Here is a 13019-nt window from a genome sequence, read left to right on the forward strand (position 1 = left end):
AAATTAAAATCGATTCATTGATTTATTGACGGTATTTTCTTTTGAGACTTTTGTGGTTTATAATTTCAAAAACTTAATTTTGTTTCTATCTAAAAAAGTAAAATGAAAATCCTGATCAAAAATGCCCAGATCGTCAACGAAGGGAAAATTATTCAAAACGATATTCTCATAGAAAACGATTTGATTTCTAAAATTGAATCCCAAATTTCTGAAGAAGCAGATCAAATAATTGATGCCTCAGGAAAATATCTGTTGCCTGGAGTGATTGATGATCAGGTGCATTTCCGTGAGCCGGGTTTGACGTGGAAAGGCGACATTGAAACAGAATCCCGTTCTGCAATCGCAGGTGGAACGACAAGTTTTATCGAACAGCCGAATACAGTTCCGAATGCGGTAACTCAGGAATTGTTAGCAGATAAATATGAAATTGCTTCTCAAAAATCTTTCGCCAATTATGGTTTTATGATGGGCGGAACGAATGATAATCTCGAAGAAATTTTAAAGACCAACCCGAGAAATGTTCCGGGAATCAAATTGTTTTTAGGTTCATCAACAGGAAATATGCTCGTCGATAATCCTGAAACTTTAGAAAATATTTTCAGCAATACCAAAATGCTGATTGCCGTTCATTGCGAAGATGAAGCAACGATTCGAGCCAATACTCAAAAATATCTGGATGAGTACGGCGAAGATATTCCGGTGAAATTCCATCATTTAATCAGAAGTGAGGAAGCTTGTTATAAATCGTCTTCAAAAGCTATTGAACTGGCTAAGAAAACAGGAGCAAGACTTCACGTTTTTCACTTATCGACAGCTAAAGAAATGGAACTTTTTAGAAACGATATTCCATTAAAAGATAAAAAAATAACGGCAGAAGTTTGTGTTCATCACCTTACTTTTACCAACGAAGATTACGACACAAAAGGCGCATTAATCAAGTGGAATCCTGCCGTAAAAACGCAGAAAGACAGAGACGCACTTTGGGAAGCGCTTTTGGATGACCGAATCGATGTAATTGCGACCGATCATGCACCTCACACATGGGAAGAAAAACAGAATGTTTACACCAAATGTCCTTCCGGAGCGCCTTTGGTTCAGCATTCTTTGGTGGTGATGTTGGAAAATTATAAAAACGGAAAAATTTCCCTCGAAAGAATCGCTGAGAAAATGTGTCACAATCCTGCAATTTTATTCAGAATTGAAAAGAGAGGTTTTATCAGAGAAGGTTATAAAGCGGATTTGGTTTTGGTTGACTTAAATGAAAAATGGATAGTCGAAAAAGAAAATATTCTGTACAAATGTGGTTGGAGTCCGCTGGAAGGAACTGAATTTCATTCCAAAGTCACTCACACTTTCGTGAATGGAAATCTGGCTTATGAGAATGGAAAAATCAATGAAGAACAATTCGGAGAGCGGCTTTTATTTGAAATTTAAAAAGAGAGACAATCGTTATTGGATTGTCTCTTTTTTATTTTGACTTCTTTATTTTTTATTCTCCTGCGATAATGTTATGAAGCGAAACTTTCAGGCTTTCCAATTGCTGTTTCTTGCTGTCAAGTTTATCATAGGTATCTTTCAAAAGAGGGTTGTCTCTGTTTGGTGAGTTGAAAAAAGCGAGATTGTTTTCCAGTTGTACAATTTCCGCTTCCAGATCGGTTATCTGATTTTTTATTTTTCTAGCTTTATCGGTCAGCTGACTTTCAGTTAGATTTTCCTCTTTCAGATCAAATTCATTGATCTTATTAAGTTTTAATTTCTCTCTTAAAGCCTTATTGAATTCTGTATTAATGGACAATTTATCCTTTGGAACTTTTCCGATGGCGTTCCAGTTATTTTTTATATTTTCAATTTTTTCAACAGAACCTTCTTCATCCGTTAGGGCTTTCAGTTCTTCCAGAAGTGCTTTTTTACTCTTGTAGTTTTCCTTCCAGTTGTCGCCGCTTGCATTGTTTTTTTCTCTGTAGTTTTTAAAGAACGTATTGCAGGCTTCACGAAAGTCGTCCCAGACTTTATTGGCTTGACTTCTAGGAACATGACCGATTTTTTTCCAGTCTTCCTGAAGCTTTTTGAAAAGAGGAACCACGATGTCCCAATCTTCTGAATTCATATTATCCTGAGCTGTTTTTATAAGCGCAAGTTTTTCTTCTAGATTCTGTATCTGAGAACCTTTCAGGTTTTTATAAAAATCATTCTTTGCTGAGTTAAAATCGCGAAGAGACTGTTTGAAATCCGTCCAGTTCTGATTAGAGATTTTTTTCGGGACTGCGCCTAATTTTAAGAAGTCACTCCTTAGCTCTTCAACCCTTTTTATGGCTTGCTGCCAGTAATTATGATTAATATTTTGAGGGGATGAAAGCGTTTTTAGTTCTTCTATGATTTTATTTTTTTTCTCAAGATTTTCCTGGTGCTCAGACTCGATAACAGCAATCAGTTCAGACTTTCTTTCATGAATTTTGTTAGAGATTTCTTTAAACTCTTCCCACGTTTTTTCCCGGAATTCTTCTGCAACCGGTTCTGCTTCTTCTTTCCAGAGCTTATGGAGATATTGCAGCTCATTCAGTGCTTTTTGCACCACATTCTCGTCCAGAAGTTCTTTTGCTCTCTGGATGATGTGCTGTCTTTTTTCCAGATTATGCGCAAACTCCTGTTCCAGATATTCCTTGTTCAGATCCAGCATTTCATTGAACATTTTCAAATGATGAAAATAATTGTTGTTAAGGTTCTTAAACTCGGATTTTGCGACCTGGCCGGCATTTCCCCATGCTTCTTTGATTTCTCTGATCGACTTGAAAAGGTTAACGCCCGGTTCAGAATTGGTATAAAGGTTTTTCAGTCTTTCAATGATGCCCAGTCTTTCCTGCAAGTTGTCTTGATGTTCGGCTTCCTGTTGCTTGTGGAACTTGTCCTGCTTTTCACGAAAGATATGAACAAGGGCGGATAACTTTGAAGCCTGCGGATGATGAGCGTCAAAATGCTCTTCCGGATTTCCCTGTTCCAGATACTCGTGTTTTTTATCTTCTGTTTCGTCTGTTATTTTATGACTGGCATGATCACGAAGTCTGCTAAAACGATAGGAGTCTGCCGGAGCATCGTTTCTATTCACGATTTTTTCCATTTCGTCCAGAGTTTCCTGTAGAGAGAACTGAGAAAAATCTTCTTCAGCAACTTCCACCTGTTGAGGTTCAGATTCTGTTTGTGTTTCAGAAGGTTGATCCGTCACATTATCTTCTACTGACTGATTTTCAGTGGAATTAATTTCTGAATTCAAATTTTCATTCTCAGGATTTCCATTTTCGATACTCATAGCAAAGCGAATTAATTGACAAAAGACTTTTAAATGCACTAAATTAGTTGTTTTTCAAAGAAAAAACCAAATATCAATTATAAATTTTCTGAAAAATCTTAAATATTTTCTTTTAAAATTGCTGCAAATTAAAATCCGATATTACTTGACAAAGGCTTTTTCATATCGTATCTTTGCACCTCCAAAAAATTTAACATCAGGCAAAGCCTGTTCTAAACAATAAAATCCGTAAATTTTATGAAAACATCTGATTTTAATTTCGATTTGCCAGCAGAATTATTGGCAGAACACCCGTCAGAAAACCGAGATGAAGCAAGATTAATGGTTCTTGACAGAAAAACAGAAACCATCACGCATCGTCTTTTCAAAGATGTCATTGATTATTTTGATGAAAAAGACCTTTTTATTTTTAATAATACAAAAGTTTTTCCTGCAAGATTATTCGGGAACAAAGAAAAAACAGGCGCAAAAATCGAGGTTTTCCTTTTGAGAGAACTTGATGCGGAAACCCGCGTGTGGGATGTGCTTGTAGATCCTGCGAGAAAAATAAGAATCGGTAACAAGTTATTCTTCACAGAAGACGAATCTTTGGTTGCAGAAGTGATCGACAATACAACATCCAGAGGTAGAACGCTTAGATTCCTATTCGACGGTTCTTACGAAGAGTTCCGTGCAAAATTGACAGAACTTGGTGAAACGCCACTTCCGAAATACATCAAAAGAGAAGTTGAGCCGGAAGATGCGGAAAGATATCAAACGATCTATGCCAAAGTGGAAGGTGCTGTTGCAGCTCCGACTGCCGGTCTTCACTTTTCAAAGCATCTGATGAAGAGACTGGAAATCAAAGGAATTGATTTTGCAGAGATCACCCTTCATGTCGGACTCGGAACTTTTAATCCGATCGAAGTTGAAGATCTTTCCAAACACAAAATGGAATCCGAGGAAGCCATCATCGATGAAAAAAATGCAGAGATCATCAACAGAGCTGTGGAAGAAGGACGTAGAGTATGTGCTGTTGGTACAACTACAATGAGAGCGTTGGAAACGTCTGTTTCTTCTAACAAAAAAATCTCGGCATACAGAGGATGGACGAATAAGTTCATTTATCCGCCTCATGATTTTGGTGTTGCCAACGCAATGATCACCAATTTTCACACGCCGAAGTCTACATTGATCATGATGATTGCGGCGTTTGCAAACAAAGATTTTGTTATGAGAGCTTATGAAGAAGCCATCAAAGAAGGTTATAAATTCTATTCTTACGGCGACGCCATGCTGATCCTTTAAGATTTTAGATTTAATATAAAAGCCGCTTGTAAGAATTTACATGCGGCTTTTTTATTAATTAAATGATTTTCTTAATTCCAAAGGATTCGATATTTCTAAGGTTCATATTTGGTGCATAATTTTTGTTATTTTCAAATTGAAAGAAAACTCTAAATTTACAAAGACTCAAATATTTTAATTATTCAATATGAGCTTATATAAACAACCAATGTTGCGCGAAGACGCACTCAAAGATAAAGTAGCCATCGTTACAGGTGGCGGAAGCGGGCTTGGGAAAGCAATGACCAAGTATTTTCTTCAACTCGGAGCAAAAGTCGTTATCACTTCCAGAAACTTAGAAAAACTGCAGGGAACAGCAAAAGAACTGGAAGATGAAACGGGCGGAAAAGTGCTTTGCATAGCTTGTGACGTACGAAATTGGGACGAAGTAGAGGCAATGAAAGAAGCTGCTTTGAAGGAGTTTGGGAGAATCGATATTCTTTTGAACAATGCTGCCGGAAATTTCATTTCGCCAACAGAACGGTTGACACACTCTGCTTTTGATTCTATTTTAGATATCGTATTGAAAGGAACTAAGAACTGCACTCTTTCCATCGGGAAATATTGGATTGATAACAAAACTCCAGGAACGGTTCTGAATATTGTCACCACTTATGCCTGGACTGGTTCGGCTTATGTTGTGCCATCGGCTTGTGCTAAAGCAGGCGTTTTGGCGATGACGAGAAGTCTGGCTGTGGAATGGGGGAAATATAACATTCGTTTCAATGCGATTGCGCCGGGACCTTTTCCAACCAAAGGTGCTTGGGACAGATTATTACCTGGCGATATGAAAGATAAATTTGATTTAGCAAAGAAGAATCCGCTTAAAAGAGTAGGTGAGCATCAGGAACTGGCGAATCTTGCGGCTTATCTGGTTTCAGATTTTTCATCGTTCGTGAATGGTGAAGTGGTGACCATTGATGGTGGAGAATGGCTACAGGGAGCTGGCGAATTCAATATGCTGGAGGAAGTTCCGCAAGAGATGTGGGATATGCTGGAAATGATGATTAAGGCTAAGAAATCGAATTAGTTTTTTTCAGAGAAAGCGTATGGCATACCTTCTTTTTTATTCTATTTCTGCAATTTTTATTTTTGTAATTACTTACATTTGGGATAAGAAAAATAAAAGCATTGGCGATGCCAGTACTTATGTAGAGAAACTGGCGGCATTTAATGGGGATTTTGATTATAGATACGATGGTTTTTATGTTAAAATAAAAGACTCCAGAAGATTTATAGAATGGAATTCTATTATTAGAATAATTACAAAAAAACAAAAAGTCGTAAGAAAGATTGATACGGTTTATTATTCAGACTGAAAATGAATTGTTCGAGATTGATTATGAAAAACCGGGATTTTATAAATTTATCATTGAGCATGAAGAGCATTTTGACATTTCACCAATACCGGAACAGTATTATAATATTAATGGTGAAAAAATTATATACGAAAAGGCCATTAAATTGATCTAAATTATAAGTTATTATTTAACGTGTCTAAAAAAATACGCATACTCTTAATGGAAAAGTACGCGTACTTTTTTGCTATTAAATTATCATTGTAACAAGCATCAGTTTTTTTTGACTAATTTTATTTAACAAATAAATCTCCCATCAATGAAATTCAAACTCCCTAATTTAATTTCTGCTGTAGCGATATTTGCTTTTGTCGGCAATTCTTATGCTCAGGAATCTCCAAAATATGATTACACAGAAGCTTTCAAACCGTTTTTCTATCCTCAGACCGGAACCGAAACCCGTTCTGCAAGCGGACAGCCAGGTCACAAATATTGGCAGAACTCGGCAGATTATCAACTGAATGTCAGCCTTGATGAATCGAAAAATGAAATCACAGGTTCAGCGGAAATCACTTACACTAATAATAGCCCAGACCAATTAACTTTCCTTTGGTTGCAGCTGGATCAGAATCTTTTTGCAAAAGATTCGAGAGGTAATGCTATTATTCCGCTTTCCGGAAGTAGAAATGGTGCGAAAGGAGAAAGTTTTGATGGTGGCTACAAAATAAAGTCTGTGAAATATGACGGGAAAGAGGTAAAATATACCATCACAGACACCAGAATGCAGATCGACCTTCCAGGCGATTTGAAAGCGAACGGCGGTGTTGCAAAATTAAAAATCGAATATTCTTTCTTGTCTCCAAAATACGGTTCAGACAGAATGGGAGTGGAAGATACCAAGAACGGAAAAATCTTTACTGTGGCACAATGGTATCCGAGAATGTGTGTGTATGATGATGTAATGGGTTGGAATACGCTTCCTTATCTGGGCGCTTCGGAATTCTATTTAGAATACGGAACTTTATCTGCGAATATTACTGTTCCGGCTAATCATTATGTTGTGGCTTCAGGAGAACTGTTGAACGAAAAAGAAGTTTATTCCAAAGAGGAAATCAGCCGTTGGAACGCTGCAAGAAACAGTGAGAAAACAGTTGTGATTCATCCGGAATCAGAATTAGGAAAAGGAAGTAATTCAGGAACTAAAACGTGGAAATTCAAAATAGAAAAAGCGAGGGATTTTGCCTGGGCTTCATCATCGGCATTCATTATCGATGCAGCGAGAATCAATCTTTCAAGTGGGAAAAAATCATTGGCCATCTCGGCTTATCCTGTAGAGAGCGCTGGCGACAAGGCTTGGGGACGCTCAACTGAATATACAAAAGCTTCTATTGAACATTACTCTGGAAAATGGTTTGAGTATCCATATCCGGCAGCGACCAATGTTGCCGGGAATGAAGGCGGAATGGAATATCCCGGGATTGTTTTTTGTCATATGAATTCTATGGGCGCTGACCTTTGGGGCGTTACAGATCACGAATTTGGACATACCTGGTTCCCGATGATTGTAGGCTCCAACGAAAGATTATTTGCCTGGATGGATGAGGGCTTCAATACATTTATCAACTCTATATCAACAAAAGAATTCAATAAGGGCGAATATAAACAGCCTTCTAATGTAGCACAGATGGCGGGCTTTATTTTTAATGACTCTCTTGAACCGGTGATGGTTGGTCCGGATAATATGAAAGAAAGAAATATTGGTATTTTAGCTTATTATAAACCGGGATTGGGATTAGGTGTGCTCAGAGAAACAATCTTGGGACCTGAAAAGTTTGACAAAGCTTTTAAAACCTATGTTCACAGATGGGCGTTCAAACATCCGACGCCTTGGGATTTCTTCCACACGATGGAAAATGTGTCAGGCGAAGAACTGAACTGGTTCTGGAAAGGCTGGTTTATGAACAAATGGAAAGTAGACCAAGCAGTAAAAGCGGTAAAACCCTTGAATGGCGATTTTAAAAACGGAACACAGATCACAGTGGAAAATGTCGGGCAATTACCAATGCCGACAACAGTTTTGGTCACTTTCAAAGACGGAACTACGGAAACTGTCAAATTACCGGTTGAGGTTTGGAAGCGTAATACGGAATGGACTTTCCAGTTAGATTCTGCAAAAGAAGTAACCAATGTAAAGCTTGATCCGCTATCGATTGTGCCGGATATTAATCCTAATAATAATGCTTGGCCGGCGAAATAAAACTTATAAATAACAGATAGATGATAGACATTCATCATTCTGATAATAAAATAGCGCTCCAATCAGAGCGCTGTTTTTTATTTTTATGAGAAGATAAAATCTCAAAATGCTTTTTCTATCCGTCTATTCTCTCAAAGACTATAAAGCAACCATTTCTGTTACCTCTACATCATACCCGGAAAGGATCGGCTTGACATTAGGATTCTGAGTAATGACTTTAAACTTATTGATACCAAGGTCTTTCAGGATCTGAGTTCCGATGCCGTAATCTCGGAAATTCGGAGCAATTGTAGGCTGTTCTTTCGTTCCGTCCTGGTAATTCAAAAAATGCTGAATTCTGCTCAGTGTATTCTCTTTATTGGAAACATTATTGATAAACACCACAGCACCTTTCCCTTCTTTATTGATAAGATCTGTAACCTGTTGCATCAATGGATGTTCACCATTAGACAATCTGCTGAAAACATCAAAATAAGTCCCCGAAGACTGAACCCTTACGAGAACAGATTCCTCTGCGCTCCAGGTTCCTTTTGTCAAAGCATAATGAATTTGTTCAGTAGGTTTCTCTTCAAAAACATAGAACCTGAAATCTCCAAAATGCGTTTTGATATCACGTTCTTCAATTCTTTTCACAAGGCCGCCTTGTCTCAGCCTGTAGTGGATAAGATCTTCAATAGAAATAACTTTAAGATCATGTTTTTCCCCGAATTTCAGAAGATCCGGCAGTCGCGCCATTGTCCCGTCATCATTCAGGATTTCGCAGATGACGCCACCTTCCTTCAGTCCGGCAAGTCTTGTCAGGTCTATCGCCGCTTCCGTATGTCCGGCTCTTTTCAGGACACCACCTTCTTTTGCCCGCAATGGAAAGATGTGACCGGGTCTCATCAGATCGCCGGGCTTTGTCCCTTCATCCATGATCGCCTGAATGGTTTTTGCTCGGTCACTTGCAGAGATTCCTGTCGTTGCACCTTTTCCCAATAAGTCTACAGAAATGGTAAAAGCCGTTTCCTTCGGATCCGTAGAGTTAGCAACCATCGAATGGAGTTCCAACTCGTCGCATCTTTTCTCCGTCAGTGGCATACAGATCAGACCTCTCGCATGGATGGTCATGAAGTTAACAATTTCCATCGTTGTCAGTTCGGCGGCGGCTAAAAGATCGCCCTCGTTTTCACGGTCTTCGTCATCCACCACAATGACCATTTTACCGCTCTTCAGGTCTTCCAGCGCTTCTTCTATCGTATTAAGTTGGAATTTATCCATTATTTGTAAAAATTTTTGCAAAGATACTTATTTAGAACCTAAATAAACATTGTAAACATCAATTAAAAATATGTAAAATATATATTGTCAGGAGCCGGGAACCTGCTGTCCGCTCATACTCCTCGCACAGCCGCCTGCCAGCACTTCGGGCCTGCAGCTATCCGGATCAGCTGCGGGGTAACCGCTACCATCAGGGCTAGGTGCAATTCGCCGGAGATGTTTTCTCAGAGTATGTTAAAAAAATTAAATAAAAGAGAAGATAAAATTTGAAATTTGAAAAAAAACACTAAATTTGCAATCCAAGAAAACGGTGCTTTGGCCGAGCGGCTAGGCAGTGGTCTGCAACACCACCCACAGCGGTTCGAATCCGCTAGGCACCTCACTGGTAAACCCTAATTCATTTATTAATAATGTTTTAGGGTTTTTGTTTTTAAATGCTGAAAGAAAAGTGAAAAACTAACGGAGCAACATACTGATGGCTTAGAAATTTTTCACCAGCCCGATTCCCGCTGTTTTGTTCTGGTAGAAAGGCATGATCATCGCTGAATAATTTTTGTTTTTTCCGGATAAAAAATGATCGATTTTGGGATAAAGCCAATAAGCGGCTTCTGTCGACAAAATTCCGATTCCTGCACCGGCAACCACATCGCTGAACCAGTGCTTGTCATTCAGCATCCGGTAAACGCCTGTGAAAATTGCAAGCGAATAGCCGGAGATTCCCAACCAAAAATTGGTGTCTTTATATTCTCTGTACATCAACTGCGCAGATGCAAAAGCAAACGCTGTATGTCCGGAAGGAAATGACAGCCGGTTCGATTGGTCGGGTCTTTCTTCTTTCACCAGATGTTTTGCAGGCAATACAACCGCAGAGGCGAGCAATAAAGATGTTCCGTAAATAATACTTCGGTCTCGGAAGTTATGTTTGCCGGGCACGCCGAAAGCATTGAGGCTATAAACCAAAGCTGCCGGCACAAACTGCATATAATTATCGAGACGAATATGATCGGGTTTGTGTTCGTTGATTTCGGTTCTTGTTGAAAAATTCAGCTGTTTTAATGGGGCGATTTTTAAGGTCGCCACACCATAGCTTATAAAAACTGCAGGAACAATTAGTTTTTTATAACTGAACTGATGTGTGTTATCCAGTTGTAATCCAAGAGTAGAAATACTATCTGTAAAATTGTTTTTTAAAGATAAACTATCTTGGGCAAACAGATTCTGAGAAAATAAAATCATTAGTAAGGTTGGGAGAAAGGATTTCATAAGAAAAATTTGAATTAAAAAATTAACTTTCAAATTTGGTGTTTTGTATATATGGAAGATGATTTTTCGAAAAATAACCAATAATTTCAACAATCATTTTTGATAATAAAAAAGGTTACACATCAATTTTACTTGACAAAGGTGCAACCTGATTTAGAAGATATTTTGAAGAAGACTATTTTGCCTTCATCTTACCATTTTTGAATCGTTCACTGGCGGTCTGATAATAAGAAATAGTCTCGGAAACCAATTGCTGGTTTTTGGATTTGATTTCATTCAAAGACTTATCCGAATCTTTTACAGCGAATTGCTTTACTTTTTTCCGGTCATCGATTTGTGTGAAAGTATTACCTTTCAGCATCCCCAAAGTTCTGTAATTTCCGATAAAAGCACGTTCTTCTCCGGGTTTTGTCTGATGGATGTCTTTCCCGTACAAGCTAGTTGTATAATTCCATCCAAGATAACCGAATAATGTCGGCATCAGATCGATCTGCGAAGTCAGGCGGTCAATTTTCTCTGCCGTCTGAGGAAGGTTATAAATGATCGCAGGAATGTGATGTTTGTCAATGTTGATTTCCCATTTTCCGGCGCTGCTCGCACAATGATCTGCAACGATGACGAAAACAGTATTTTTAAACCAGGGTTTTGCTTTCGCATCAGCTAAAAATTTGCCCAGGGCATAATCGGTATATTTTACAGCAGCATTTCTGTCACCTTGCGGAAGGTCGATTCTTCCGGTCGGGAAAGTATAAGGTTTATGATTGGAAGTGGTCATCACAAACTGGAAAAAAGGTTTATTCAGTTTGCTGCTTTTATCCGCATATTTGATGGATTGTTTGTAAAGGTCTTCATCACAGATCCCCCAGGCATTTTCAAAACTTACTTCGTCATCCGGAATGTTTAATCGCTGGGTTTTGATTTCGTCTGACAAAGGATTTCCACGGTTTCTGTCCACAATATTAAATCCTTGTCCACCGAAAAAATTATTCATATTGTCAAAATAACCGTCGCCCCCGTAAATAAAATAAGGCTGGTAATTTTTCTTTAGAAAAATCGTAGCTACAGAAAAAAGATTCTGATTATCAGGTCTCCTCACAATACTGTTTCCCGGAGTTGGCGGAACGGAAAGGGTCAAAGCTTCCATCCCACGGACTGTTCTCGTTCCTGTTGCATACAGGTTGGTAAAGAAAATGCTTTCCTCAGCCAGTTTATCGTAATTCGGAGTGAGATTGTCCTTGTTTCCAAATGCTTTCAGAAAATCGGCGCTGAAACTTTCTATGGCAATCAGAATAACATTCGGATGTTGTTCGTTCTCTGCTTTTGTAGCTCTTGAGATATCGTCCCATTTGTTGGAAACATAAGATTGATTGTTTTGTAAAAGATGCTTTTTTAAAACTGAATAAGCTTTTTTATCATCAATTTTCGGATAAAAAGTTTCGTAATCTAATTGATTGGATTTGAAAGCAGTAAAGAATGAGAATGTACCGTTTTTGCCCAATTCATTAATCACCAAATTATTTGTAAAGTCCGCCTGCTTGTTTTTCAAAATTATACTTAGTGCCACAGCAGGAAAAACCAATATTGAGAAAAAAACCAGACGTTTTGAAATCGGCCTTTTGTCTGAAAAAGTCTTTTGGAAAATTTTTCTTTTGTGAAGAATTAGAAATGTCACAACAATCAATGCGGCCAATATGAAAATAATGAGTGGTAAAGGATAAGACTCATTGATATTAGAGAAAACTTCGTAAGTGTAGATCAGGTAATCAACTGCAATAAAGTTAAATCGCACGCCAAACTCATCCCAAAAAGGAATCTCGGCCAGAAGACTGAAATAGATTATTAACAGGACGATTCCCAAATAAACATAGGTGAAAACCTTATCAAATTTGGAACCGATCCATCGTTTGGGAAGCAGTAAAAGATAGACAGAATATAAGAGTAAAAATAATGTTCCTACCGCAAAATCGTAACAGAAACCGGTGAAAAAAGCCCGCAGAATATTGATCATGTTAAAATCTAAATTCTTGGATGACCATATCAGGAATGCAAGTCTGATAATCCCCGAAAATAGGATGTACAAGCTTAAAATTGAGAAAAAGACAGAAAATCTACTGTTGAAAATTTTGTGAAAAGGCTTTAAAGTCTCACTTTTTTGATTCATTGATTACACATATTTTGAGACTGTAAAATAATAATTCAATTCGAATAAATTTAGAATTTTAAATTTTCAAAGAAAAAATTTGATTATTTTGAATTTAAGAGAAAGTCTGAATGGGTTTAAAATAAAAATTCTATAGCACAAAAAAAGAGG

9 protein-coding genes and 1 tRNA gene are annotated in these 13019 nt (G+C 37.9%); 6 read left to right on the forward strand and 4 right to left on the reverse strand.

Going from position 1 to position 13019, the window contains the following annotated elements; translation table 11 throughout:
- Nucleotides 1-102 precede the first annotated feature (102 nt).
- Nucleotides 103-1434, forward strand: a complete 1332-nt coding sequence (locus BUA97_RS10160; RefSeq protein WP_072997724.1) for a dihydroorotase — start codon at nt 103-105, stop codon at nt 1432-1434.
- 55 nt (nt 1435-1489) lie between these two features.
- Here the strand turns inward: BUA97_RS10160 and BUA97_RS10165 are convergent, their stop codons facing one another.
- On the reverse strand, nt 1490-3304 hold the full coding sequence (locus tag BUA97_RS10165) for a DUF349 domain-containing protein (protein ID WP_072997725.1): 1815 nt from the start codon (nt 3302-3304) through the stop codon (nt 1490-1492).
- A 237-nt stretch (nt 3305-3541) separates the two neighbouring features.
- Here BUA97_RS10165 and queA point away from each other — a divergent pair, with 237 nt between their 5' ends.
- The 4 genes from queA to BUA97_RS10185 all read left to right on the forward strand — a co-directional run bounded on the left by queA (nt 3542) and on the right by BUA97_RS10185 (nt 8185).
- On the forward strand, nt 3542-4591 hold the full coding sequence (gene queA, locus BUA97_RS10170) for a tRNA preQ1(34) S-adenosylmethionine ribosyltransferase-isomerase QueA (protein WP_072997726.1): 1050 nt from the start codon (nt 3542-3544) through the stop codon (nt 4589-4591).
- A gap of 187 nt (nt 4592-4778) precedes the next feature.
- Nucleotides 4779-5660, forward strand: a complete 882-nt coding sequence (locus BUA97_RS10175; protein ID WP_072997727.1) for an SDR family oxidoreductase — start codon at nt 4779-4781, stop codon at nt 5658-5660.
- Between the two features lie 19 nt (nt 5661-5679).
- Nucleotides 5680-5949, forward strand: a complete 270-nt coding sequence (locus tag BUA97_RS10180; RefSeq protein ID WP_072997728.1) for a hypothetical protein — start codon at nt 5680-5682, stop codon at nt 5947-5949.
- 298 nt (nt 5950-6247) lie between these two features.
- Nucleotides 6248-8185, forward strand: coding sequence for a M1 family aminopeptidase (locus BUA97_RS10185; protein ID WP_072997729.1), 1938 nt, complete (start codon nt 6248-6250; stop codon nt 8183-8185).
- Between the two features lie 138 nt (nt 8186-8323).
- On the opposite strand, the gene ribB is transcribed toward BUA97_RS10185, so the two are convergent.
- On the reverse strand, nt 8324-9445 hold the full coding sequence (gene ribB, locus BUA97_RS10190) for a 3,4-dihydroxy-2-butanone-4-phosphate synthase (RefSeq protein WP_072997730.1): 1122 nt from the start codon (nt 9443-9445) through the stop codon (nt 8324-8326).
- Nucleotides 9446-9754: 309 nt separating this feature from the next.
- On the opposite strand from ribB, the gene BUA97_RS10195 reads away from it, so the two are divergent.
- Nucleotides 9755-9825, forward strand: a tRNA-Cys gene (locus BUA97_RS10195).
- A 100-nt stretch (nt 9826-9925) separates the two neighbouring features.
- Here BUA97_RS10195 and BUA97_RS10200 read toward each other — a convergent pair.
- On the reverse strand, nt 9926-10708 hold the full coding sequence (locus BUA97_RS10200) for a phosphatase PAP2 family protein (protein ID WP_072997731.1): 783 nt from the start codon (nt 10706-10708) through the stop codon (nt 9926-9928).
- Between the two features lie 175 nt (nt 10709-10883).
- Complete coding sequence (locus BUA97_RS10205) at nt 10884-12788, reverse strand: LTA synthase family protein (protein ID WP_245795879.1); 1905 nt, start codon at nt 12786-12788, stop codon at nt 10884-10886.
- Nucleotides 12789-13019 lie beyond the last annotated feature (231 nt).

This window comes from Epilithonimonas mollis, from assembly GCF_900142325.1.
Lineage (GTDB): Bacteria > Bacteroidota > Bacteroidia > Flavobacteriales > Weeksellaceae > Epilithonimonas > Epilithonimonas mollis.